Source organism: Aeromonas sp. D3, from assembly GCF_027705025.1.
GTDB classification, from domain to species: domain Bacteria; phylum Pseudomonadota; class Gammaproteobacteria; order Enterobacterales; family Aeromonadaceae; genus Aeromonas; species Aeromonas salmonicida.
Genome location: NZ_JAPDBE010000061.1, coordinates 445 through 20,994, shown reverse-complemented (window position 1 = coordinate 20,994; position 20,550 = coordinate 445). Strand labels below are relative to the sequence as shown.

Below are 20,550 nucleotides of genomic sequence, written 5' to 3'. Positions count from 1 at the left end.
GCCAAGGCCACAGAAATACAGTGTAAAAAAAGCCAATAAAAACAATGCCAGTCAGGCTTAACTGACTGGCATTACCCTCGCGGGGCTTTTTTCATTTCTTGGTTTTGGAGAGAGCAGCAGCGAACGCACTGCCCATGGCGCCCCCCATGGGCGCTGCCTGACGGGGCTCGTTTCTGGGTTTGGCACTGCCAGCGTTGCGTGGCTCGGCAGGCTTGCGGGCCGGTTGTCCGGCTTTTTCGTCCAGCCGCATGGTCAGGCTGATCCGCTTGCGCGGGGCATCGACCTCCAGCACCTTGACCCTCACTATGTCCCCCGCCTTGACCACCTCGCGAGGGTCCTTCACGAAGCGATCGGTCAGGGAGGAGATGTGGACAAGCCCATCCTGATGGACACCGATATCGACGAAGGCGCCGAAGTTGGTGACGTTGGTGACCACCCCTTCCAATATCATCTCTGGCACCAGGTCGCTTATCTTCTCTACCCCATCCTTGAAGGTGGCGGTCTTGAACTCGGGGCGCGGGTCGCGGCCCGGCTTGTCCAGCTCGCCTATGATGTCGGTGACAGTGGGCACGCCGAACTGCTCATCCGTATAGTCAGCCGGCTTCAGGCTGCGCAGCAGGCTGCCGCTGCCGAGCAGGCTTTCAACTTGCTGCTGGAGTTGCGCCAGGATCCTTTCAACCACAGGGTAGGATTCCGGGTGCACCGCCGAGCTGTCGAGAGGATTGCTGCCCCCACGAATACGCAGGAAGCCGGCACACTGCTCGAATGCCTTGGGACCGAGCCGGCTCACCTTCAGCAACTGCTGGCGGCTCTGGAAGGCGCCGTGCTCGTCCCGATAGGCGACGATATTCTGGGCTAGTGTCTGGGAGAGACCGGAGACCCGATTCAGCAGAGCAACCGAGGCGGTATTCACATCCACCCCAACTGCGTTCACGCAATCCTCGACCACGGCATCCAGCCGCCGTGCAAGCTGGCTCTGGCCTACATCGTGCTGGTACTGGCCCACACCGATACTCTTGGGATCGATCTTGACCAGCTCGGCCAGGGGATCCTGCAGGCGGCGGGCGATGGAGACGGCGCCACGGATAGAGACATCCAGATCCGGGAACTCTTGGGAGGCAAGCTCGGAGGCGGAGTAGACAGAGGCGCCCGCCTCGCTGATCACAACCTTTTGCGCCTTGGCAGCGGGGTAGCGCTCGAATAGTTCGCTCACCAGCCGATCGGTTTCCCGCGAGGCGGTGCCGTTGCCGATGCTGATGAGCTCCACCTTGTGCTTCTGGCACAGGTCGCTAAGGGTTTTGAGGCTCTGATCGACCTGTTTCTTCGGCTCGAACGGGTAGATGGTGGCGTGATCGACCAGCTTGCCGGTGGCATCGACCACGGCCACCTTGACCCCGGTACGGATGCCCGGATCCAGCCCCATTGTACAGCGCATGCCCGCCGGGGCTGCCATCAGCAGATCCTGGAGGTTCATGGCGAATACCTTGATCGCCTCCTCTTCTGCCGATTCGCGGATCCGGCCGATCAGCTCGGTCTCCATTTGCAGCGACAGCTTGATCTTCCATGTCCAGCTCACGACACCTTGCAGCCACTTGTCGGCCGGACGGCTTTGCAGATTGAGTTTGAGGTGGTGGGCTATGATGCCTTCACAGGGGCTGGCGCCTTCGTCTTCACCTGTGACCAGCGCCAGATTGAGAACCCCCTCATTGCGCCCGCGCAGCATGGCCAGTACCCGGTGGGAGGGAGCCTTGTGCAGCGGCTCGTCATGTTCGAAGTAGTCCTTGAACTTGGCTCCTTCTTGTTCTTTGCCTGCCACCACGCGAGCGCGCAGAGTGGCGTTGTGCCACAGATAGTCCCGCAGTTTCTCCAGCAGGTCTGCCTGCTCGGCGAAGCGCTCCATCAGTATGTAGCGGGCTCCATCAAGGGCTGTCTTGCTGTCGGTGATGCCTTGCTCGGAATTGAGGAAGCCGGCAGCGGCTTGTTCTGGATCCCGCATCGGGTCCGTGAGCAGCAGGGTCGCCAGTGGCTCGAGCCCCGCCTCTATGGCCATCTGTCCCTTGGTGCGACGCTTGGGTTTGTAAGGGAGATAGAGGTCTTCCAGCCGGGTCTTGCTGTCGGCGCCATTCAGCTCGCGGGTCAGCTCAGGGGTGAGTTTGCCTTGCTCCTCGATGGAGCGGATGATCACCTGGCGCCGATCCTCCAGCTCGCGCAGATAACCAAGGCGGCTCTCCAGGGTGCGTAGCTGGCTGTCATCCAGGCCACCAGTCACCTCTTTGCGGTAACGGGCGATAAAGGGCACTGTCGAGCCTTCATCCAGCAGGCGCACGGCTGCCTGCACTTGTTCCGGACGGGCATTCAGCTCACCGGCAATCTGTCTCTCTATTACATGGCTGTGCATCGGGGATCTCTGTGGTCGCTTCTATCCAACTGGCCTGGGTGGCGTCGACTTGCTGCTGGGTATATTGCCTGCCAGCAGGTCGCGTCTCTACACCATGAGGATGTGCATCATGGCGTGTACCGAGAGTGCCACCGAGATCGGTTTGCGCCATAAGGCGCCAAATGTGAGCACTATATGGGGTCGCGCGACTGTATGCCACCCTGGCGAAATGACGTAAATGGCCGTTGAGTCCAAGGGTGAGGGAAGAGACCGAGCGATCCGCTCCCCGTCATGGAAGAGAAGATGGGCGGGAGGGAAGGGCACTATGCTGACCTGGATGGCGGGGAGGACAAGTCTCCCCGGCTACGTCATTTGGGATAGCTGATGTCATTGATATACCAGCAGGCGTCACCGACTGGCGTAGGTACTATGGCCTCATCCCCGACCTCTTTCTTGAGCAGGGCCCGAGCCATGGGAGAGTCGATGGAGATGTAATCCTTGCGGCCAAAAATCTCGTCATAACCGACGATGCGAAAGCGCTTGGTGTCACCCTCTTCGTTTTCCACCTCGACCCAGGCGCCGAAGAACACCTTGCCCTCCTGGGCGGGAGCATAATCGACGATCCCCAGCTCCTCGAGGCATTTGCGCAGGTAACGCACCCGTCTGTCGATCTCCCGCAGCCGCTTCTTGTTGTACTGGTAGTCTGCATTCTCGCTGCGATCCCCAAGGCTGGCGGCCCAGGCCACCTTGCGCGTGGTCTCGGGGCGCTCTTCGCGCCACAGGAAATCGAGCTCTTCTTTCAGCTTGTTGTAGCCTTCGCGGGTGATGAGCTTGGTCTTCATGAATTTCAGGTACCTGCGTCAATGTGGGCTGATGAGCCTCTTATGGCTCGGCGGATCTTAGTCGCTGCCATTTCTGTGTCGAGCAAAAACTGCGTCGTCGTCAGGGGGCAGCATGGTCGACAGGTGCTGACGGCAGAGGGATCAAGGGATGCCATGGGCAATAACCGGTAACATATTTATGCTTTGCCGTTGGGGCCTCGAGCTCTAGTATTGGCAACATATCGAGAGGAGAGGCAAGCAATGAGTCAGCAATACAAGGTTCTGGTCGTCGACGATGATTTGAAATTACGTTCCCTGCTGGAGCGTTATCTGACCGAACAGGGATTCGTTGTTCGGGGCGTCGCCAATGGCGAACAGGCTGACCGCCTGCTGACCCGTGAAAACTTCAGCCTGATGGTACTTGATCTGATGCTGCCGGGGGAGGATGGGCTTTCTATCTGTCGTCGCCTTCGTGAAGCCGGCAACCAGATCCCGGTGCTCATGCTGACCGCCAAGGGGGATGAGGTGGACCGCATCGTCGGGCTCGAGATGGGGGCTGATGACTATCTGCCCAAGCCATTCAACCCCCGTGAGCTGCTGGCACGGATCCGTGCCGTGCTGCGCCGGCATACCGTCGAACTGCCAGGCGCGCCCTCGACCGCCGAGAAGATGGTGACCTTCGGCAGCTATCAGCTCAACCTGGCGACCCGGGAGCTCAGCCGTGATGGCGAGCCTGTGGCCCTGACCAGCGGTGAATTTGCGGTGCTCAAGGTGCTGGTCAGCCACCCTCGTGAGCCCCTCTCCCGCGACAAGTTGATGAATCTGGCCAGAGGGCGCGAGTACACGGCGACCGAGCGCAGCATAGACGTGCAGGTCTCCCGCTTGCGCCGCCTGCTGGAGCAGGACCCGGCCCAGCCTCGTTACCTGCAGACCGTCTGGGGCCTGGGTTACGTCTTCGTGCCGGACGGTGATGGCGAATGAAAAAAGTGGGCAGCATGTTCTCTCGCATGCTCTGGTTTTTGGCCGCCGTGCTGGTGGTCTATCAGTTTGTTTCCTATGTCACCTTCTACAACTATCTGCTGGCACCCACCGTCAAGCAGATCAGCCACCTGCTGGCCAATCAGGTCAAGCTCATCTTCCCGGTCGAAAGCAATCAGCTGGCGCTGAGCGAGGATGCCGAAGCGCTGGTCTATGTCGCGACCGGCAGTGACCTCTACACCCAGACGGAGGCCGAACAGCATGGGCTTAACGACTCCAAGCCCTATACCTATCTGGAAGAGAGCATCAGTCGTGAACTGGGTGGCAAGACCAAGGTGCGGGTCGAGATCCAGGATCACTACATCATCTGGATCCAGCCGCCGCAGGCCAATCAGGTGTGGGTGCGTATCCCGCTGACCGAGATCGAAGATGACGATATTGAGCCGCTGATCCTCTACATGAGCGTGCTGCTGGTGGTCACCCTGTTTGCTGCCTGGCGTTTTGCCCGCCAGCTGGTGCGTCCGCTGGAGGATCTGGAGGCCGGCGCCGTAGCCGTGGCGCGCGGCAACTTTCCCGATGCGCTGGGGGAACAGGGGTCGCGGGAGGTACGCCGGCTGACCCGGACCTTCAATCATATGTCGAGCTCCATCAAGCGCTTGATTGAGGAGCGCAATCTGATGATGGCCGGGGTCTCTCATGACTTGCGCACACCGCTGACCCGAATCCGGCTGGCGACCGAAATGATGTCGTCCGGGGATGAGTATCTCAAGGAGAGCATCAACGCGGACATCGACGAGTCCAACGGCATCATAGATCAGTTCATCGACTACATCCGTCCGGACGAGGGACTGGATACCCAGCAGATCGATCTGACTCAGCTGATCCACGACGTACTGCTGATGCAGACCGATCAGGGATTGGAGGTTGACCTCGAATTGCCGGAAGAGGCGGTGAGAGTGGCCTGCAATCCCATCAGTATTCGCCGTATTCTCAACAACCTGTCAGGCAACTCGCTGCGCTACGGCGCGAGCAGGTTGCACGCCGAGCTCAAAGATGATGGTCACTGGGTGCGGCTGCGGCTGTCGGACAATGGTCCCGGCATCCCCGAGCAGGATTATTACCGGGTGCTCAAGCCCTTCACTCAGGGCAACGAGGCTCGCACCGGCAGTGGCAGCGGCCTGGGATTGGCCATCGTCGCCAAGATCGTCTCCCAGCATCACGGTACCATCCGGCTGGGACGGGCCGAACTGGGGGGCTTGTTGGTCGAGGTCCGGCTTCCCAAGAACCAGCCACTGGAGTGGATGGATTGAGAAAAGGGCGTATCCGTGGATACGCCCTTTTGCATTATCAGGCTTGCGGCTCTGCTTCCTTGCGGTAGCGCTTGCCATATTTCAGCTGCTGGATAAGCAAGGCGGCGACGATCAGCCCCAGCCCTATGGGGGTTGCCGGGTGTATGGTCTCGCCGATCAACAGGTTGAGCAGCACCAGGGAGGCAAACGGCGAGATGAAGATGAGGTTGCTTATAGGGGCCGTGTTGGTGGCATGGCGCAAAGCCATCAGCCAGAGCACGAAACCGAAGCCCATCTCGAACAGGCCCACATAGATGGCGCCGACCCAGCCTTGCCAGGCTGTCATGGCGAAATCGGAGAGCAGCCAGGTCGCCGCGACAATGAAAGGAAGGCTGATGATAAAGCCGAGCAACAGGCTGACGATGGGGTCTCCCTGATTGCGGGTGTTGAGGATCCAGTAACTGGCCCAGATAAGCGTCGATACCAGCGCCAGCGCGACCCCGAGCGGGCTGTCGAATTGCAGGCCGAACACATCCCCCTTGGTGGCGATCACCAGGGCACCGAAGTAGCCCAGCACTATGGCCACTCCATCGCGGCGGCGCAGTTTCTGGCCGAGAAAGGGGACTGCCAGCAGACTGAGGGTGATGGCCCAGGTGTAGTTGAGAGTCTGTGCCTGCTGGGCGGGCAGCAGATCATAGGCCTTGAACAGCAGCAGGTAATAGAGGAAGGGGTTCAACACACCCAGTGTCAGGTAATAGAAAGGGCGGGCCTTGATGTAACTCCGTAGCAGCGGCAGTTTACCCTGTTTGGCGACTATCGCCGTCAGCGTGAGGGTCGAGGTGAAGGCGGCTACAAGCAGCAATTGCACCGGTTCAAAGTAGGCGAGGGAGATCTTGAAGGCGGTGGCGACTGTCGACCAGAGGGCAACGGCGCAGAGTCCATACTGATAGGCTTTTTTTTGATCTTTGAGCATTGGATGTCGTTCCACTGACAGAGGCAGGCGCACAGTCTACCAGCCTGTTTGTAACATTGTCGTTACCCCGAGTTGGCAAGGGGATGAGGTGTCGCCGGCGAGATCCATCTGTCACATAAAACTGCGCATAATCTGTTCGCCCTCCCTTGCGCAAATTTGAAAAATCCGTATAATCCCCTCCGCTTACCCATGAGGTAAGCCAGACGATATGTCTGCTGCTGAGTTGTTCGTTTACGGATGACCAGCCATACAGTCCTCCCGATATGGGGGGAAACGTGAAAAATCACACCTCTGGCGGGATTGCTCCCGGTCGGGCGGTGTTGATTTATGTTCTTTTATCTATTGGAGCTCTGTCAATGCAGAACCAAAGAATCCGTATTCGCCTGAAGGCTTTTGATCATCGCCTGATTGATCAATCCACAGCGGAAATCGTTGAAACTGCAAAGCGCACCGGCGCGCAGGTTCGCGGTCCTATCCCGCTGCCGACTCGCAAAGAGCGCTTCACCGTCCTGATCTCCCCGCACGTCAACAAAGATGCGCGTGATCAGTACGAGATCCGCACTCACAAGCGTCTGGTAGACATCGTTGAACCGACTGACAAGACCGTAGACGCCCTGATGCGTCTGGATCTGGCAGCTGGTGTAGACGTCCAGATCAGCCTGGGTTAATTACGGAAAGAGGTTGATAACAATGACAATCGGTCTTGTAGGTCGCAAAGTGGGTATGACTCGCATCTTCACTGAAGATGGCGTTTCTATCCCGGTGACTGTTATCGAAGTTGAAGCTAACCGTGTAACTCAGGTCAAATCTGTAGAAACCGACGGCTACAACGCTATTCAGGTTACCACTGGCGCCAAGAAAGCCAGCCGTGTGACCAAGCCGGAAGCTGGCCACTTTGCCAAAGCTGGTGTAGAAGCCGGTCGCGGTCTGTGGGAATTCCGCTTGAACAACGGTGAAACTTTCACTGTTGGTAGCGAGCTGAAAGTAGATCTTCTCGCTGACGTTAAGATGGTAGACGTTACCGGCACATCCAAAGGTAAAGGTTTTGCGGGCACTGTAAAGCGCCACAACTTCCGCACCCAGGATATGACCCACGGTAACTCCTTGTCTCACCGCGCTCCGGGTTCTATCGGTCAGAACCAGACTCCGGGTCGTGTATTCAAGGGCAAAAAGATGGCTGGTCACATGGGTGCTGAGCGTGTAACGACTCAGAACCTGGAACTGGTTCGTGTTGACGCTGAACGTAACCTGCTGCTCATCAAAGGTGCAGTCCCAGGTGCAACCAACGGCAACGTGATCGTCAAACCTGCCGTCAAAGCGTAACGTCTGAGGAGATAGTAATGGAATTGGTAATGAAAGACGCCAAGAGCGCTCTTGAAGTTTCCGAGACTACCTTCGGGCGCGAATTCAACGAAGCTCTGGTTCACCAGGTCGTCGTTGCATATGCCGCAGGTGCCCGTCAGGGTACTCGTGCGCAGCTGACTCGCTCTGAAGTGTCTGGTGGCGGCAAAAAGCCGTGGCGTCAGAAGGGTACTGGTCGTGCCCGTGCTGGCTCCATCCGTTCGCCCATTTGGCGTTCCGGTGGTGTGACTTTTGCTGCTAAGCCGCAAGATCACAGCCAAAAAGTAAACAAGAAGATGTACCGCGGCGCTATCCGTAGCATCCTGTCCGAACTGGTACGTCAAGAGCGCCTGATCGTTGTCGAGAAATTCGGCATCGAAGCGCCGAAGACCAAAGAACTGATCGCCAAGCTGAAAGAGATGGAACTGACTGACGTTCTGATCGTGACAGCTGAAGTCGATGAGAACCTGTTCCTGGCTGCTCGCAACCTGTACAAAGTTGACGTGCGTGACGTTGCCGGTATCGACCCGGTCAGCCTGATCGCTTTCGACAAGGTTCTGATGACTGCTGAAGCAGTTAAGCAAATCGAGGAGATGCTGGCATGATCCGCGAAGAGCGTCTGTTGAAAGTTCTGAAGGCTCCGCATATCTCTGAAAAGAGCACCATGGTCGCCGAGAAGCAGAACACTATCGTGTTCAAAATTGCTGTCGACGCCACCAAGGCGGAAGTCAAAGCTGCAGTTGCGAAACTGTTCGAGGTCGAAGTTGAGACCGTCCGTACCCTGAACATGAAGGGTAAAACCAAGCGCTCAGGTGCACGCGTAGGCCGTCGTTCCGATTGGAAAAAGGCTTATGTGACCCTGAAAGCTGGTCAGGACATCGACTTCATGGGCGCAGCCGAGTAAGAGGAGTTCTGAAAAATGGCAATCGTTAAGTGCAAGCCTACTTCTCCAGGCCGCCGCCACGTCGTTAAGATCGTCAATCAAGAGCTGTACAAGGGTAAGCCCTTTGCCGCTCTGCTGGACAGCAAGAGCAAGTCCGGTGGTCGTAACAACAACGGTCGTATCACCACCCGTCATATCGGTGGTGGTCACAAGCAGCATTACCGTATCGTCGACTTCAAACGTGACAAAGACGGTATCCCGGCCAAAGTAGAACGCCTGGAATACGATCCTAACCGTACCGCTAACATCGCACTGGTGTTGTATGCAGACGGTGAGCGTCGTTACATCCTGGCTCCGAAAGGCCTGAAAGCTGGTGACGCGATCGCTTCTGGTGCTGATGCAGCCATCAAGGTAGGTAACACCCTGCCGATGCGCAACATCCCGGTTGGTTCTACTGTTCACGCCGTTGAGATGAAACCTGGTAAAGGTGCCCAGCTGGCTCGTTCCGCTGGTACTTTCATCCAGATCCTGGCTCGTGAAGGTAACTATGTAACTCTGCGTCTGCGTTCCGGCGAAGTACGTAAAGTTCTGGCCGAGTGCCGCGCCACCATTGGTGAAGTCGGTAACTCCGAGCACATGTTGCGTCAACTGGGTAAAGCCGGTGCCAACCGCTGGCGTGGTATTCGTCCGACCGTTCGCGGTATGGCGATGAACCCGGTCGACCACCCGCACGGTGGTGGTGAGGGTCGTAACAAGGGCATGCAGCCTGTGTCCCCATGGGGCCAGAAGGCTAAAGGCTTCAAGACCCGTAAGAACAAGCGTACCGACAAGTACATCGTACGTCGTCGTAACAAGTAATTGTTAACATAGAGGAATCACCATGCCACGTTCTCTCAAGAAGGGTCCATTTATTGACCTGCACTTGCTGAAGAAGGTAGAGAAAGCGGTGGAAAGCGGGGATAAAAAGCCGGTTAAAACCTGGTCCCGTCGTTCAATGATCATCCCGAACATGATCGGTTTGACCATCGCTGTCCATAATGGTCGTCAGCACGTTCCGGTTTTCGTTACCGAAGAAATGATCGGTCACAAACTGGGTGAATTCGCACCGACTCGTACTTATCGCGGCCATGCTGCTGATAAGAAGGCTAAGAAGCGCTAAGGGATAAATGATGGAAGCTATCGCTAAACACCGTTATGCCCGTACTTCTGCCCAGAAAGCTCGTCTGGTAGCCGATCAAGTACGTGGTCTGTCTGTAGACAAGGCTCTGAATATCCTGACCTTCAGCCCGAAAAAGGCTGCAGTGCTGGTTAAGAAAGTGCTGGAATCTGCCATTGCAAACGCTGAGCACAACGAAGGCGCTGATATCGATGCGCTGCGTGTTGCTACTATCATGGTCGACGAAGGTCCCTCCATGAAGCGCATCCGTCCGCGTGCCAAAGGTCGTGCGGATCGTATCCTCAAGCGTACCGCTCACATCACTGTAGTGGTATCCGACGCTAAGGCTGGGAGATAAGCAATGGGTCAGAAAGTACATCCTAATGGCATTCGCCTGGGTATTACCAAGCCTTGGAATTCTACCTGGTTCGCGAACACCAAAGACTTCGCTGACAACCTGTACAGCGATTTTCAAGTACGCCAGTTCCTGACCAAGGAACTGAAAAATGCGTCCTTGTCCAAGATCACCATCGAGCGTCCGGCCAAGAGCATCCGTGTGACCATTCACACCGCTCGTCCGGGTGTTGTGATCGGTAAGAAAGGCGAAGACGTTGAGAAACTGCGCAAAGCTGTCGCCGTGATTACCGGCGTGCCTGCTCAGATCAACATTTCCGAAGTCCGTAAGCCGGAGCTGGATGGCAAGCTTGTTGCTGACAGCATCACTTCCCAACTGGAACGTCGCGTAATGTTCCGTCGTGCTATGAAGCGCGCCGTACAGAACGCAATGCGCCTGGGTGCCAAGGGCATCAAAGTGGAAGTGTCTGGTCGTCTGGGCGGTGCTGAAATCGCGCGTACCGAATGGTACCGTGAAGGTCGTGTGCCGTTGCACACCCTGCGTGCCGACATCGACTACGCAACTTCTGAAGCCCACACCACTTACGGTGTGATCGGCGTTAAGGTTTGGATCTTCAAGGGCGAAGTTCTGGGTGGTCTGGCTGCAGTCAATGCTGCCGCTGCTCAAGAGCAAGCTCCTGCAAAGCCCAAGCGCGATAACAAACGCCGCGGTAAGTAAGGAGATTCGGTAAATGTTGCAACCAAAGCGTACTAAATTCCGCAAGACCCATAAGGGTCGCAACCGCGGTCTGGCCAACACTGGTAACGAAGTATCCTTCGGTACCTTTGGCCTGAAGGCGACATCTCGTGGTCAACTGACTGCTCGTCAAATCGAAGCAGCCCGTCGTGCCATGACCCGTCACGTTAAGCGTCAAGGCAAGATCTGGATCCGTGTGTTCCCGGACAAGCCCATCACCGAAAAGCCTCTCGAAGTTCGTATGGGTAAAGGTAAGGGCAACGTGGAATATTGGGTCTGCCCGATCCAGCCTGGCAAGGTTCTGTACGAGATGGACGGTGTACCTGAGGCTCTGGCGCGTGAAGCGTTTGCCCTGGCCGCAGCTAAGCTGTCTGTTCAGACCACTTTCGTAATTAAGACGGTGATGTGATGAAAGCCCAAGATCTGCGTCAAAAGAGCGTCGATGAACTGAACCAGGAGCTGCTGGGCCTGCTGCGTGAGCAATTCAACATGCGCATGCAAGCGTCCACTGGCCAGCTGGCTCAGACTCACACTCTGAAACAAGTGCGTCGTGACGTCGCACGTATCAAGACTGTACTGACTGAGAAGGCAGGTGCGTAATGACTGACAAGATCCGTACTCTGCAAGGTCGTGTAATCAGCGACAAGATGGAGAAATCCATCACTGTTGCTATCGAGCGCAAGGTAAAGCACCCGATCTACGGTAAGATCATCAAGCGCACTACCAAGCTGCACGTACATGATGAAAACAACGAGTGTAAAGCTGGCGATCTCGTGGAAATCCGCGAATGCCGCCCGCTGTCCAAGACCAAGTCCTGGACCCTGGTTGCGATCTTAGAAAAGGCCTAATCGGTACTTTGTAGTCCAAACGGCCCCTTAGCGGGGCCGTTTGTTTTTTAGGCTACCTTTTCTCAAAATCATGTGTTATAGTTTCGCGCCTTTTGAAGGCAGCCAGATCCCGAAAGGGATAAGAAGTAAACAAAGCGGAGCACTAAAATGATCCAGATGCAAAGTATGCTGGGTGTAGCCGACAACTCCGGCGCTCGCAGTGTAATGTGTATTAAGGTTCTGGGTGGCTCGCACCGCCGTTATGCCGGCATCGGCGACATCATCAAAGTTTCCATCAAGGAAGCCATTCCTCGCGGTAAAGTGAAGAAAGGTGATGTATATAACGCGGTGGTCGTACGCACCCGTAAAGGCGTTCGTCGTCCGGACGGCTCAGTCATCCGTTTCGACAACAATGCGGCTGTGTTGCTTAACAACAACCAACAGCCAATCGGTACTCGTATTTTTGGCCCGGTGACCCGTGAACTCCGTAATGAGAAGTTCATGAAGATTGTGTCCCTGGCACCCGAAGTACTGTAAGGAGTCGAACGATGGCAGCTAAAATCCGTCGCGAAGACGAAGTGATTGTTCTTACCGGCAAAGACAAGGGCAAGCGTGGCAAAGTCACTCAAGTCCTGGTAACCGAAGGTAAGGTTCTCGTTGAAGGCATCAATCTGGTGAAGAAGCATCAAAAGCCGGTACCCGCACTGGGTCAGGCTGGCGGCATCATCAGCAAAGAAGCCCCAATGGACGTTTCTAACGTAGCGCTGTTCAACTCTGCCGCTGGCAAGGCTGATCGCGTTGGTTTCCGGATTGAAGACGGCAAAAAAGTTCGTTTCTTCAAATCCACCGGCGAACTTGTGAAGTAATTGGAGTTTAACGATGGCGAAACTGCATGATTACTACAAATCCGATGTAGTAAATGAACTGGCCAAACAGTTCGGTTACAAGACTATCATGCAAGTCCCTCGGATCGAGAAAATCACCCTGAACATGGGTGTTGGTGAAGCGATCTCTGACAAAAAGCTGTTGGAAAATGCCGCTGCCGATATGGCTGCCATTTCCGGTCAGAAGCCGCTGATCACCAAAGCTCGCAAATCTGTTGCGGGCTTCAAGATTCGTGAAGGCTACCCGATAGGTTGTAAAGTAACCCTGCGTGGCGAGCGTATGTGGGAGTTCCTGGAACGGCTGATTTGCATCTCCGTACCGCGTATCCGTGACTTCCGTGGCCTGAACGCTAAAGCGTTCGACGGTCGTGGTAACTACTCCATGGGCGTGCGTGAGCAAATCATCTTCCCGGAAATCGACTATGACAAAGTCGATCGCGTCCGTGGTCTGGATATCACCATCACCACTTCCGCGAATACCGATGAAGAAGGCCGTGCTCTGCTGGCTGCCTTTAACTTCCCATTCCGCAAGTAAGGTTAGGGTTATGGCTAAAACATCCATGAAAGCACGTGAAGCAAAGCGTGCGAAGCTGGTAGCCAAGTTCGCCACTAAGCGAACCGAGCTGAAAGCTATCATCGTTGATATGAACGCTTCTGAAGAAGCGCGTTGGGATGCTGTACTGCAACTGCAACAGCTGCCCCGTGATTCCAGTCCGTCCCGCCAGCGTAACCGTTGCAATATTACTGGTCGTCCGCACGGTTTCCTGCGTAAGTTTGGTCTGTCTCGCATCAAGGTGCGTGAGCATGCCATGAAGGGCGAAATTCCGGGCCTGAAGAAGGCTTCTTGGTAACGAATCTCGGGAGTTAGACTTATGAGCATGCAAGATCCGATCGCGGATATGCTGACCCGCATCCGTAACGGTCAGGCGGCGAGCAAAGTTGCGGTTTCCATGCCTTCTTCCAAGCTGAAAGTGGCTATCGCCAAAGTGCTGAAAGAAGAAGGTTACATCGCTGGCTACTCCGTAGCTGGTGATGTGAAGCCGGAACTGGAAATTGAACTGAAATATTTCCAGGGCAAGCCAGTTGTAGAACTGATCCAACGCGTGAGCCGTCCCGGCCTGCGTATTTACAAGCGCACTACTGATCTGCCGAAAGTTATGGGCGGTCTCGGTGTTGCTATCGTGTCCACGTCTAAAGGTGTGATGACCGACCGTGCTGCCCGCAAGGCAAGCATGGGTGGTGAGATCATCTGCTACGTCGCTTAATAGGAGGTCGGAAATGTCTCGCGTTGCTAAGGCACCCGTCACTATTCCTGCTGGCGTAGAGGTGACTCTGAACGGTCAGGAACTGTCCATCAAAGGTGGTAAAGGTTCTCTGGTTCGTTCCATCCACGCCGGTGTAGAAGTGACCAAAGAAGACAATGTACTGAAGTTCGCCCCGCGCGACGGCATCGCTGGTGCTGACGCTCAGGCCGGTACTGCACGTGCATTGGCTAACAACATGGTAATCGGTGTTACCCAAGGCTTCGAGCGTAAGCTGCAGCTGGTTGGTGTAGGTTATAAAGCCTCCATCAAGGGCAATGCTGTCGCGCTGGCCCTGGGCTTCTCTCACCCGGTAGAGCATGCGCTGCCGGCTGGTGTCACCGCTGAATGCCCGACCGCTACAGAGATCGTTCTGCGTGGTGTGGACAAGCAGCTGGTTGGCCAGGTCGCCGCCGATATCCGTTCTTACCGCGCTCCGGAGCCCTACAAGGGCAAGGGTGTACGCTATGCCAACGAGCAAGTGCGTACTAAAGAAGCTAAGAAGAAGTAAGGTAACACTATGGACAAGAAAGCAGCTCGTCTCCGTCGTGCTACTCGTGCTCGGAAGAAGATGCAGGAACTGGGAGCTACCCGTCTGGTTGTTCACCGTACCCCGCGTCATATCTACGCGCAGGTTATCGCAGCCAACGGTTCCGAAGTTCTGGCCTCTGCTTCTACAGTAGAGAAAGCCATCAGTGAAGCTCTTAAATACTCCGGTAATGCTGATGCAGCTACCGCAGTAGGTAAAGCAATCGCTGAGCGTGCTATTGCCAAAGGCGTTCAGAACGTATCTTTCGATCGTTCCGGTTTCAAGTATCACGGTCGTGTAGCCGCTCTGGCTACCGCTGCTCGTGACGCTGGTCTTCAGTTCTAAGCTAGGAGTCGAAGATGGCTAAAGTCGAATCTCAAGCCGGCGAACTGCAAGAAAAGCTGATTGCAGTAAACCGTGTTTCGAAAACTGTTAAAGGTGGTCGTATCATGTCCTTCACCGCGTTGACCGTGGTGGGTGATGGTAACGGCCGTGTAGGTTACGGTTACGGTAAGGCCCGTGAAGTTCCGGCCGCTATTCAAAAAGCGATGGAACAGGCTAAGCGTAACCTGAGCAAGGTAGAACTGAACAATGGCACTCTGCACCACCCGGTGCGCGGTGTTCACTCCGGTTCCTCCGTGTTCATGAAGCCGGCCTCACAAGGTACTGGTATCATTGCAGGCGGCGCCATGCGTGCTGTTCTGGAAGTTGCTGGTATTCACAACGTGCTGGCTAAGACCTACGGTTCCACCAACCCAATCAACGTTGTTCGCGCAACTGTAGACGCTCTGGTACAGGGTCAATCCCCGGCCCAGATCGCTGCCAAGCGTGGTCTGCGCGTTGAAGAAATTCTGGGGTAATGCGACATGGCTAACACTGTAAAAGTAACTCAAACTCGCAGCTCTATCGGCCGTCTGCCAAAGCACAAGGCGACTCTGCGTGGTCTGGGTCTGCGTCGCATTGGTCACACCGTTGAGCTGGAAGATACTCCCTGCGTACGCGGTATGATCAACCAGGTTTATTACATGGTTAAGGTGGAGGGCTAAGCATGCGTCTGAATACTCTGTCTCCGGCCGCTGGTTCCAAGCCTGAAAAACAACGTCGTGGTCGTGGTATCGGCTCCGGCCTGGGCAAGACTGGTGGTCGTGGTGTGAAAGGTCAAACCTCTCGTTCCGGTGGCGGTAAAGTCCGCGCTGGTTTCGAAGGCGGCCAGATGCCTTTGAAAATCCGTCTGCCGAAGTTCGGTTTCTTCTCTCGCAAATCTTTGGTTTCTGCCGAAGTGCGTCTGAACGAAATCGCCATGGTAGAAGGTGATGTGGTCGATTTGAGCACTCTGAAGCAAGCCGGTGTTGTTACCAAGAACATCGTTTTCGCTAAAGTTGTTCTGTCTGGCAACATTGACCGTGCTGTGACCGTTCGTGGTGTGTCCGTCACCAAAGGTGCACGTGCAGCCATCGAGGCCGCTGGCGGTAAAATCGAGGAATAATCAGTACAATGGCTAAGAAACCAGGATTGGATGTTAAAGCACAGGGTGGTCTGAGTGAATTGAAGAGCCGTCTGCTCTTCGTTCTCGGGGCGATTATCGTTTTCCGTGCAGGCTCTTATGTGCCGATTCCTGGTATTGACGCCGCCGTACTGGCCGAGTTGTTCCAACAACAGAAGGGCACCATCATTGAGATGTTCAACATGTTCAGTGGTGGTGCACTCTCGCGTGCTTCTATTCTTGCGCTGGGGATCATGCCGTACATTTCGGCATCGATCATTATCCAGCTGCTGACTGTGGTTCACCCCGCTCTTGCTGAACTCAAGAAAGAAGGTGAATCTGGCCGTCGCAAGATTAGCCAATATACCCGTTGGGGCACGCTGGTTTTGGGAACTTTCCAGGCCATTGGTATTGCAACCGGTCTGCCGAATATGATGCAAGGACTCGTGACACATCCGGGTTTGGGCTTCTATTTCACGGCCGTTGTGAGTCTGGTCACCGGTACCATGTTCTTGATGTGGTTGGGTGAGCAGATTACCGAGCGTGGGATCGGTAATGGTATCTCGTTGATTATTTTCACGGGTATCGTTGCTGGTTTGCCGCATGCCATTGGTGCTACGGCCGAACAGGCACGTCAAGGGGAATTGCACATCCTGCTGTTGTTGTTGCTGGGCTTGATTGTTTTCGCAGTGACTTACTTTGTGGTGTTCGTGGAACGTGGTCAGCGTCGTATCGTCGTTAACTACGCCAAGCGTCAACAAGGCCGCCAGGTATTCGCAGCGCAAAGCACACACCTGCCATTGAAAGTGAATATGGCCGGTGTGATTCCTGCGATTTTCGCATCCAGCATCATCCTCTTCCCAGGGACCATCACCTCTTGGTTTGGTCAGGGTGAGGGCAAGGTCGCTGATATCCTGCAACAGGTCTCTATGGTCCTGCAGCCGGGTCAGCCCTTGTATGAGATGCTTTATGCAGCAGCCATTATCTTCTTCTGTTTCTTCTATACCGCGCTGGTGTTCAACCCCCGCGAGACAGCAGACAACTTGAAGAAGAGTGGAGCCTTTATCCCGGGGATCCGCCCGGGCGAGCAGACAGCACGTTACATCGATAAGGTTATGACTCGCCTGACATTGGCAGGTGCGCTCTATATAACCTTTATCTGTCTGGTACCCCAGTTCTTGATGACTGCCTGGAACGTACAGTTCTACTTCGGTGGCACCTCGCTGCTGATTATCGTGGTAGTTATCATGGACTTCATGGCTCAGGTACAAACCCATATGATGTCTCATCAATATGGCGACGTCCTGAGGAAGGCCAACCTGAAGGGCTACGGCCGCTAAAGGTCGGCGTAGTTACGGAGTTAAGCAATGAAAGTTCGTGCTTCCGTTAAGGCAATCTGCCGTAACTGCAAAATCATCAAGCGTCACGGTGTGGTGCGTGTGATTTGCAGCGAGCCAAAGCATAAACAGCGCCAAGGCTAATTTTTTACGGTTAGTACTTGCAACAAATAGTTGTGCTGGCTAATATAGCCAGCCAACTTTTGTTGTGTATTGGTTGACCGCCACGTATCCGCTCACGGGCTTTGTGGTGGTCGTAATCTACTATATGTAGGAGTGAATAGTGGCCCGTATCGCTGGCATTAACATTCCTGACCATAAGCATGCAGTCATTGCTTTGACTGCGATTTATGGCGTCGGTCGTACCCGCTCCAAGGCCATCTGTGCCGCAGCCGGTATCGCTGAGAATGTGAAAATTAAAGACCTGGACGAAGCTCAGATCGAGAGTCTGCGTGAACAAGTAGGTAAATTCACCGTTGAAGGTGACCTGCGTCGTCAGATATCCATGAACATCAAGCGATTGATGGATCTGGGTTGCTACCGTGGTTTGCGTCACCGTCGTAGCCTGCCTGTTCGTGGTCAACGTACCAAGACCAACGCTCGTACCCGTAAGGGTCCGCGCAAGGCTATCAAGAAGTAACGGGAAGGTAGAAAATGGCTAAAACTCCGACTCGTGCTCGCAAGCGCGTTAAAAAGCAAGTGAGCGACGGTATTGCGCACGTTCATGCATCTTTCAACAACACAATCGTGACCATTACTGACCGTCAGGGCAATGCTCTGTCATGGGCTACCTCCGGTGGTTCAGGTTTCCGTGGTTCCCGTAAGTCCACTCCGTTTGCTGCCCAGGTAGCTGCTGAGCGTGCTGGTGAGATCGCCAAAGAATACGGCGTGAAGAACCTGGAAGTCATGGTCAAAGGTCCGGGTCCCGGTCGTGAGTCTTCCATCCGCGCTCTGAACGCGGCTGGTTTCCGCATCACTAATATTACTGATGTGACTCCGATCCCGCACAACGGTTGTCGTCCTCCCAAGAAGCGCCGCGTATAACGCTGTTGCAACTTGGTCTAGGATTGTTGGAGAAAGAAGATGGCAAGATATATCGGTCCTAAGCTTAAGCTTAGCCGTCGTGAGGGCACCGACCTCTTCCTGAAGTCTGGTGTTCGTGCGATTGATTCTAAGTGCAAGATTGACACCGCCCCTGGTCAGCACGGTGCGCGTAAAGCGCGTCTGTCCGACTACGGTGTTCAGCTGCGCGAGAAACAAAAAGTTCGTCGTATCTACGGCGTATTGGAAAAACAGTTCCGCAACTACTACCGCGATGCTGCCCGTCAAAAGGGTAACACCGGTGAGAACCTGTTGCAGCTGCTGGAAGGTCGTTTGGACAACGTTGTTTACCGTATGGGCTTCGGCGCTACCCGTGCTGAATCTCGTCAGCTGGTGAGCCATAAGGCCATCATGGTAAATGGTCGCGTTGTGAATATTCCTTCTTTCCAGGTTTCCCCTGAGGACGTGGTCTGCGTTCGTGAGAAGGCTAAGAAGCAAGCGCGTATCAAAGCATCCCTCGAGGTTGCTGGTCAGCGTGAGAAGCCGACTTGGGTAGAGGTTGACACCGCTAAAATGGAAGGTGCTTTCAAGCGTCTGCCAGAGCGTTCCGACCTGTCTGCCGACATTAACGAACAGCTGATCGTCGAGCTTTACTCCAAGTAAAGCTAGCTTCTAAAGAGAGGACACAATGCTGGGTTCTGTAACAGATTTTCTTAAACCGCGGCTAGTTGACATCGAGCAAGTTAGCCCGACTCATGCGAAAGTGACTCTTGAGCCACTTGAGCGTGGTTTTGGTCACACGCTGGGTAATGCCCTGCGTCGTATTTTGCTGTCATCTATGCCCGGTTGTGCAGTTACTGAAGTCGAAATTGACGGGGTACTGCATGAGTACAGCAGCAAAGAAGGTGTGCAGGAAGACATTCTTGAAATTCTGCTCAACCTGAAAGGTATCGCTGTGAAGCTGGAAGGCAAGGACGAGGTAACTCTGTCCCTGACCAAGTCTGGAACAGGCCCCGTTACCGCTGGTGATATCACTCACGGTGATGAAGTCGAGATCGTAAACCCGGAGCACGTAATCTGCCACCTGACCGGTGCCAATGCTGAAATCAGCATGCGCCTGAAAGTTCAGCGCGGTCGTGGTTATGTGCCTGCTTCTGCTCGTGTTCACAACGATGATGAAGAGCGTCCGATTGGTCGCCTGCTGCTGGACTCCGCGTTCAGCCCCATCGTTCGTATTGCCTACAATGTTGAGGCAGCACGTGTGGAACAGCGTACCGACTTGGACAAGCTGGTCATCGACATGGAGACCAATGGTACTCTGGATCCTGAAGAAGCAATCCGTCGTTCTGCCACTATTCTGGCCGAGCAACTGGAAGCCTTCGTGGATCTGCGCGATGTCAGCGTGCCCGAGAAGAAAGAAGAGAAACCCGAGTTTGATCCGATTCTGCTACGTCCTGTCGATGATTTGGAGCTGACAGTTCGTTCTGCGAACTGTCTGAAGGCAGAAGCTATCCACTATATTGGTGATCTGGTACAGCGTACCGAAGTTGAGTTGCTTAAAACTCCTAACCTCGGTAAGAAGTCCCTGACTGAGATCAAGGATGTGTTGGCCTCCCGTGGTCTGTCTCTTGGCATGCGCCTTGAGAACTGGCCGCCCGCCAGCATCGCTGACGAGTAATCCAGATTACGGGTTTCACAGATTTAGTTAGAAGGATAAGGTCATGCGCCATCGTTTGAGTGGTCGTCAACTGAACCGGAACAGCAGCCATCGTCAGGCTATGTTCCGCAACATGGCCAGCTCCCTGGTTCGTCATGAGATCATCAAGACGACTCTGCCTAAGGCAAAAGAGCTGCGTCGTGTAGTTGAACCGCTGATCACCCTTGCCAAGACTGATAGCGTTGCTAATCGTCGTCTGGCATTTGCCCGCACTCGCGACAACGCGATCGTGGCTAAGCTGTTCAATGAACTGGGCCCGCGCTACCTGGAGCGCGCCGGCGGTTATACTCGCATTCTGAAATGCGGTTTCCGTGCTGGCGACAACGCCCCTATGGCTTACATTGAGCTGGTAGACCGCCCGGCCGCTGCTGAAGCAGCTGCTGAGTGATAAAGAAAAAGCCGGGCTTGTCCCGGCTTTTCTTTTAATGAATCCTGAGACTGCCTCAACTGCCTCAACTGCCTCAACTGCCTCAACTGCCTCAACTGCCTCAACTGCCTCAACTGCCTCAACTGCCTCAACTGC

33 protein-coding genes are annotated in these 20,550 nt (G+C 55.0%); 30 read left to right on the top strand and 3 right to left on the bottom strand.

All coding sequences use genetic code 11. The annotated features are described in order from the left end of the window. Window positions 1-91 precede the first annotated feature (91 nt). On the bottom strand, window positions 92-2,398 hold the full coding sequence (locus tag OKC28_RS21755; protein WP_256686117.1) for a Tex family protein: 2,307 nt from the start codon (window positions 2,396-2,398) through the stop codon (window positions 92-94). A gap of 347 nt (window positions 2,399-2,745) precedes the next feature. Then, window positions 2,746-3,219, bottom strand: a complete 474-nt coding sequence (gene greB / locus OKC28_RS21750) for a transcription elongation factor GreB (protein WP_005319766.1) — start codon at window positions 3,217-3,219, stop codon at window positions 2,746-2,748. Window positions 3,220-3,459: 240 nt separating this feature from the next. Between greB and ompR the strand changes: the two genes are divergently transcribed. After that, a complete protein-coding gene (gene ompR / locus OKC28_RS21745; protein WP_005319762.1) occupies window positions 3,460-4,179 on the top strand; it encodes an osmolarity response regulator transcription factor OmpR in 720 nt (239 codons plus the stop codon). Further along, window positions 4,176-5,486: a two-component system sensor histidine kinase EnvZ gene (gene envZ, locus OKC28_RS21740; protein WP_021140671.1), complete on the top strand. Its 1,311-nt coding sequence runs from the start codon at window positions 4,176-4,178 to the stop codon at window positions 5,484-5,486. The genes ompR and envZ overlap by 4 nt, the downstream gene beginning before the upstream one ends. Before the next feature lie 37 nt (window positions 5,487-5,523). On the opposite strand, the gene OKC28_RS21735 is transcribed toward envZ, so the two are convergent. Continuing rightward, entirely contained in the window at window positions 5,524-6,438 is a 915-nt protein-coding gene (locus OKC28_RS21735) for a DMT family transporter (RefSeq protein ID WP_021140670.1), read from the bottom strand. A 356-nt stretch (window positions 6,439-6,794) separates the two neighbouring features. Here OKC28_RS21735 and rpsJ point away from each other — a divergent pair, with 356 nt between their 5' ends. The 28 genes from rpsJ (at window position 6,795) to rplQ (ending at window position 20,415) form a co-directional block, all read left to right on the top strand. Beyond that, window positions 6,795-7,106, top strand: coding sequence for a 30S ribosomal protein S10 (gene rpsJ / locus OKC28_RS21730; protein ID WP_005307944.1), 312 nt, complete (start codon window positions 6,795-6,797; stop codon window positions 7,104-7,106). Between the two features lie 22 nt (window positions 7,107-7,128). After that, the gene (rplC, locus tag OKC28_RS21725) at window positions 7,129-7,761 is read left to right on the top strand and encodes a 50S ribosomal protein L3 (protein ID WP_005319753.1); all 633 of its coding nucleotides are present in this window, start codon (window positions 7,129-7,131) and stop codon (window positions 7,759-7,761) included. A 17-nt stretch (window positions 7,762-7,778) separates the two neighbouring features. Next, window positions 7,779-8,384: a 50S ribosomal protein L4 gene (rplD, locus tag OKC28_RS21720; protein ID WP_005319750.1), complete on the top strand. Its 606-nt coding sequence runs from the start codon at window positions 7,779-7,781 to the stop codon at window positions 8,382-8,384. Further along, window positions 8,381-8,683, top strand: coding sequence for a 50S ribosomal protein L23 (gene rplW, locus OKC28_RS21715; protein ID WP_005319747.1), 303 nt, complete (start codon window positions 8,381-8,383; stop codon window positions 8,681-8,683). Before rplD ends, rplW begins: the two co-directional genes overlap by 4 nt. Window positions 8,684-8,698: 15 nt before the next feature. After that, window positions 8,699-9,520, top strand: coding sequence for a 50S ribosomal protein L2 (rplB, locus tag OKC28_RS21710; RefSeq protein ID WP_005319743.1), 822 nt, complete (start codon window positions 8,699-8,701; stop codon window positions 9,518-9,520). 22 nt (window positions 9,521-9,542) lie between these two features. Further along, the gene (gene rpsS / locus OKC28_RS21705; protein WP_005307960.1) at window positions 9,543-9,821 is read left to right on the top strand and encodes a 30S ribosomal protein S19; all 279 of its coding nucleotides are present in this window, start codon (window positions 9,543-9,545) and stop codon (window positions 9,819-9,821) included. 10 nt (window positions 9,822-9,831) lie between these two features. After that, window positions 9,832-10,176 carry a 50S ribosomal protein L22 gene (gene rplV, locus OKC28_RS21700; protein ID WP_005319741.1) on the top strand — a complete coding sequence of 115 codons (345 nt, stop codon included), beginning with the start codon at window positions 9,832-9,834 and terminating at the stop codon, window positions 10,174-10,176. A gap of 3 nt (window positions 10,177-10,179) precedes the next feature. Continuing rightward, window positions 10,180-10,890, top strand: a complete 711-nt coding sequence (gene rpsC / locus OKC28_RS21695) for a 30S ribosomal protein S3 (protein WP_005319740.1) — start codon at window positions 10,180-10,182, stop codon at window positions 10,888-10,890. 13 nt (window positions 10,891-10,903) lie between these two features. Further along, window positions 10,904-11,317 (top strand): 50S ribosomal protein L16, encoded by a 414-nt coding sequence (gene rplP, locus OKC28_RS21690; protein WP_005319737.1) that lies wholly within the window; start codon window positions 10,904-10,906, stop codon window positions 11,315-11,317. After that, window positions 11,317-11,508, top strand: a complete 192-nt coding sequence (gene rpmC, locus OKC28_RS21685; protein WP_005319733.1) for a 50S ribosomal protein L29 — start codon at window positions 11,317-11,319, stop codon at window positions 11,506-11,508. Before rplP ends, rpmC begins: the two co-directional genes overlap by 1 nt. Beyond that, window positions 11,508-11,756 carry a 30S ribosomal protein S17 gene (gene rpsQ / locus OKC28_RS21680; RefSeq protein ID WP_005319730.1) on the top strand — a complete coding sequence of 83 codons (249 nt, stop codon included), beginning with the start codon at window positions 11,508-11,510 and terminating at the stop codon, window positions 11,754-11,756. The genes rpmC and rpsQ overlap by 1 nt, the downstream gene beginning before the upstream one ends. A gap of 147 nt (window positions 11,757-11,903) precedes the next feature. Then, a complete protein-coding gene (gene rplN, locus OKC28_RS21675) occupies window positions 11,904-12,272 on the top strand; it encodes a 50S ribosomal protein L14 (protein ID WP_005307975.1) in 369 nt (122 codons plus the stop codon). 11 nt (window positions 12,273-12,283) lie between these two features. After that, window positions 12,284-12,601, top strand: a complete 318-nt coding sequence (gene rplX / locus OKC28_RS21670; RefSeq protein WP_005319727.1) for a 50S ribosomal protein L24 — start codon at window positions 12,284-12,286, stop codon at window positions 12,599-12,601. A 13-nt stretch (window positions 12,602-12,614) separates the two neighbouring features. Beyond that, the gene (gene rplE, locus OKC28_RS21665) at window positions 12,615-13,154 is read left to right on the top strand and encodes a 50S ribosomal protein L5 (RefSeq protein WP_005319725.1); all 540 of its coding nucleotides are present in this window, start codon (window positions 12,615-12,617) and stop codon (window positions 13,152-13,154) included. A 10-nt stretch (window positions 13,155-13,164) separates the two neighbouring features. Next, complete coding sequence (gene rpsN / locus OKC28_RS21660; protein WP_005319722.1) at window positions 13,165-13,470, top strand: 30S ribosomal protein S14; 306 nt, start codon at window positions 13,165-13,167, stop codon at window positions 13,468-13,470. A 21-nt stretch (window positions 13,471-13,491) separates the two neighbouring features. Then, window positions 13,492-13,884, top strand: coding sequence for a 30S ribosomal protein S8 (rpsH, locus tag OKC28_RS21655; protein ID WP_005307980.1), 393 nt, complete (start codon window positions 13,492-13,494; stop codon window positions 13,882-13,884). A 13-nt stretch (window positions 13,885-13,897) separates the two neighbouring features. Then, a complete protein-coding gene (rplF, locus tag OKC28_RS21650) occupies window positions 13,898-14,431 on the top strand; it encodes a 50S ribosomal protein L6 (RefSeq protein WP_005319720.1) in 534 nt (177 codons plus the stop codon). A gap of 9 nt (window positions 14,432-14,440) precedes the next feature. After that, complete coding sequence (gene rplR / locus OKC28_RS21645) at window positions 14,441-14,794, top strand: 50S ribosomal protein L18 (protein WP_005319717.1); 354 nt, start codon at window positions 14,441-14,443, stop codon at window positions 14,792-14,794. Window positions 14,795-14,808: 14 nt separating this feature from the next. Further along, window positions 14,809-15,309, top strand: a complete 501-nt coding sequence (gene rpsE / locus OKC28_RS21640; protein ID WP_005319713.1) for a 30S ribosomal protein S5 — start codon at window positions 14,809-14,811, stop codon at window positions 15,307-15,309. Window positions 15,310-15,315: 6 nt separating this feature from the next. Continuing rightward, the gene (gene rpmD / locus OKC28_RS21635; protein WP_005307985.1) at window positions 15,316-15,495 is read left to right on the top strand and encodes a 50S ribosomal protein L30; all 180 of its coding nucleotides are present in this window, start codon (window positions 15,316-15,318) and stop codon (window positions 15,493-15,495) included. A gap of 2 nt (window positions 15,496-15,497) precedes the next feature. After that, complete coding sequence (gene rplO / locus OKC28_RS21630; RefSeq protein WP_005319708.1) at window positions 15,498-15,935, top strand: 50S ribosomal protein L15; 438 nt, start codon at window positions 15,498-15,500, stop codon at window positions 15,933-15,935. 8 nt (window positions 15,936-15,943) lie between these two features. After that, on the top strand, window positions 15,944-17,272 hold the full coding sequence (secY, locus tag OKC28_RS21625) for a preprotein translocase subunit SecY (RefSeq protein WP_005307989.1): 1,329 nt from the start codon (window positions 15,944-15,946) through the stop codon (window positions 17,270-17,272). Window positions 17,273-17,299: 27 nt separating this feature from the next. Next, window positions 17,300-17,413 carry a 50S ribosomal protein L36 gene (gene rpmJ / locus OKC28_RS21620; RefSeq protein ID WP_005319705.1) on the top strand — a complete coding sequence of 38 codons (114 nt, stop codon included), beginning with the start codon at window positions 17,300-17,302 and terminating at the stop codon, window positions 17,411-17,413. A 139-nt stretch (window positions 17,414-17,552) separates the two neighbouring features. Beyond that, on the top strand, window positions 17,553-17,909 hold the full coding sequence (rpsM, locus tag OKC28_RS21615) for a 30S ribosomal protein S13 (RefSeq protein WP_005307991.1): 357 nt from the start codon (window positions 17,553-17,555) through the stop codon (window positions 17,907-17,909). 14 nt (window positions 17,910-17,923) lie between these two features. After that, window positions 17,924-18,313 (top strand): 30S ribosomal protein S11, encoded by a 390-nt coding sequence (gene rpsK / locus OKC28_RS21610; protein WP_005319702.1) that lies wholly within the window; start codon window positions 17,924-17,926, stop codon window positions 18,311-18,313. A gap of 39 nt (window positions 18,314-18,352) precedes the next feature. Next, the gene (gene rpsD, locus OKC28_RS21605) at window positions 18,353-18,973 is read left to right on the top strand and encodes a 30S ribosomal protein S4 (RefSeq protein WP_005319700.1); all 621 of its coding nucleotides are present in this window, start codon (window positions 18,353-18,355) and stop codon (window positions 18,971-18,973) included. A 25-nt stretch (window positions 18,974-18,998) separates the two neighbouring features. Further along, complete coding sequence (locus tag OKC28_RS21600; protein WP_005307997.1) at window positions 18,999-19,988, top strand: DNA-directed RNA polymerase subunit alpha; 990 nt, start codon at window positions 18,999-19,001, stop codon at window positions 19,986-19,988. 43 nt (window positions 19,989-20,031) lie between these two features. After that, window positions 20,032-20,415, top strand: a complete 384-nt coding sequence (rplQ, locus tag OKC28_RS21595; RefSeq protein WP_005307999.1) for a 50S ribosomal protein L17 — start codon at window positions 20,032-20,034, stop codon at window positions 20,413-20,415. Window positions 20,416-20,550 lie beyond the last annotated feature (135 nt).

Excerpts from the sequence above, each read along its gene's own strand:
- OKC28_RS21755 (WP_256686117.1), bottom strand. The coding sequence starts at position 2,398 with ATGCACAGCCATGTAATAGAGAGACAGATTGCCGGTGAGCTGAATGCC.
- greB (WP_005319766.1), bottom strand. The coding sequence starts at position 3,219 with ATGAAGACCAAGCTCATCACCCGCGAAGGCTACAACAAGCTGAAAGAA.
- ompR (WP_005319762.1), top strand. The coding sequence starts at position 3,460 with ATGAGTCAGCAATACAAGGTTCTGGTCGTCGACGATGATTTGAAATTA.
- envZ (WP_021140671.1), top strand. The coding sequence starts at position 4,176 with ATGAAAAAAGTGGGCAGCATGTTCTCTCGCATGCTCTGGTTTTTGGCC.
- OKC28_RS21735 (WP_021140670.1), bottom strand. The coding sequence starts at position 6,438 with ATGCTCAAAGATCAAAAAAAAGCCTATCAGTATGGACTCTGCGCCGTT.
- rpsJ (WP_005307944.1), top strand. The coding sequence starts at position 6,795 with ATGCAGAACCAAAGAATCCGTATTCGCCTGAAGGCTTTTGATCATCGC.
- rplC (WP_005319753.1), top strand. The coding sequence starts at position 7,129 with ATGACAATCGGTCTTGTAGGTCGCAAAGTGGGTATGACTCGCATCTTC.
- rplD (WP_005319750.1), top strand. The coding sequence starts at position 7,779 with ATGGAATTGGTAATGAAAGACGCCAAGAGCGCTCTTGAAGTTTCCGAG.
- rplW (WP_005319747.1), top strand. The coding sequence starts at position 8,381 with ATGATCCGCGAAGAGCGTCTGTTGAAAGTTCTGAAGGCTCCGCATATC.
- rplB (WP_005319743.1), top strand. The coding sequence starts at position 8,699 with ATGGCAATCGTTAAGTGCAAGCCTACTTCTCCAGGCCGCCGCCACGTC.
- rpsS (WP_005307960.1), top strand. The coding sequence starts at position 9,543 with ATGCCACGTTCTCTCAAGAAGGGTCCATTTATTGACCTGCACTTGCTG.
- rplV (WP_005319741.1), top strand. The coding sequence starts at position 9,832 with ATGGAAGCTATCGCTAAACACCGTTATGCCCGTACTTCTGCCCAGAAA.
- rpsC (WP_005319740.1), top strand. The coding sequence starts at position 10,180 with ATGGGTCAGAAAGTACATCCTAATGGCATTCGCCTGGGTATTACCAAG.
- rplP (WP_005319737.1), top strand. The coding sequence starts at position 10,904 with ATGTTGCAACCAAAGCGTACTAAATTCCGCAAGACCCATAAGGGTCGC.
- rpmC (WP_005319733.1), top strand. The coding sequence starts at position 11,317 with ATGAAAGCCCAAGATCTGCGTCAAAAGAGCGTCGATGAACTGAACCAG.
- rpsQ (WP_005319730.1), top strand. The coding sequence starts at position 11,508 with ATGACTGACAAGATCCGTACTCTGCAAGGTCGTGTAATCAGCGACAAG.
- rplN (WP_005307975.1), top strand. The coding sequence starts at position 11,904 with ATGATCCAGATGCAAAGTATGCTGGGTGTAGCCGACAACTCCGGCGCT.
- rplX (WP_005319727.1), top strand. The coding sequence starts at position 12,284 with ATGGCAGCTAAAATCCGTCGCGAAGACGAAGTGATTGTTCTTACCGGC.
- rplE (WP_005319725.1), top strand. The coding sequence starts at position 12,615 with ATGGCGAAACTGCATGATTACTACAAATCCGATGTAGTAAATGAACTG.
- rpsN (WP_005319722.1), top strand. The coding sequence starts at position 13,165 with ATGGCTAAAACATCCATGAAAGCACGTGAAGCAAAGCGTGCGAAGCTG.
- rpsH (WP_005307980.1), top strand. The coding sequence starts at position 13,492 with ATGAGCATGCAAGATCCGATCGCGGATATGCTGACCCGCATCCGTAAC.
- rplF (WP_005319720.1), top strand. The coding sequence starts at position 13,898 with ATGTCTCGCGTTGCTAAGGCACCCGTCACTATTCCTGCTGGCGTAGAG.
- rplR (WP_005319717.1), top strand. The coding sequence starts at position 14,441 with ATGGACAAGAAAGCAGCTCGTCTCCGTCGTGCTACTCGTGCTCGGAAG.
- rpsE (WP_005319713.1), top strand. The coding sequence starts at position 14,809 with ATGGCTAAAGTCGAATCTCAAGCCGGCGAACTGCAAGAAAAGCTGATT.
- rpmD (WP_005307985.1), top strand. The coding sequence starts at position 15,316 with ATGGCTAACACTGTAAAAGTAACTCAAACTCGCAGCTCTATCGGCCGT.
- rplO (WP_005319708.1), top strand. The coding sequence starts at position 15,498 with ATGCGTCTGAATACTCTGTCTCCGGCCGCTGGTTCCAAGCCTGAAAAA.
- secY (WP_005307989.1), top strand. The coding sequence starts at position 15,944 with ATGGCTAAGAAACCAGGATTGGATGTTAAAGCACAGGGTGGTCTGAGT.
- rpmJ (WP_005319705.1), top strand. The coding sequence starts at position 17,300 with ATGAAAGTTCGTGCTTCCGTTAAGGCAATCTGCCGTAACTGCAAAATC.
- rpsK (WP_005319702.1), top strand. The coding sequence starts at position 17,924 with ATGGCTAAAACTCCGACTCGTGCTCGCAAGCGCGTTAAAAAGCAAGTG.
- rpsD (WP_005319700.1), top strand. The coding sequence starts at position 18,353 with ATGGCAAGATATATCGGTCCTAAGCTTAAGCTTAGCCGTCGTGAGGGC.
- OKC28_RS21600 (WP_005307997.1), top strand. The coding sequence starts at position 18,999 with ATGCTGGGTTCTGTAACAGATTTTCTTAAACCGCGGCTAGTTGACATC.
- rplQ (WP_005307999.1), top strand. The coding sequence starts at position 20,032 with ATGCGCCATCGTTTGAGTGGTCGTCAACTGAACCGGAACAGCAGCCAT.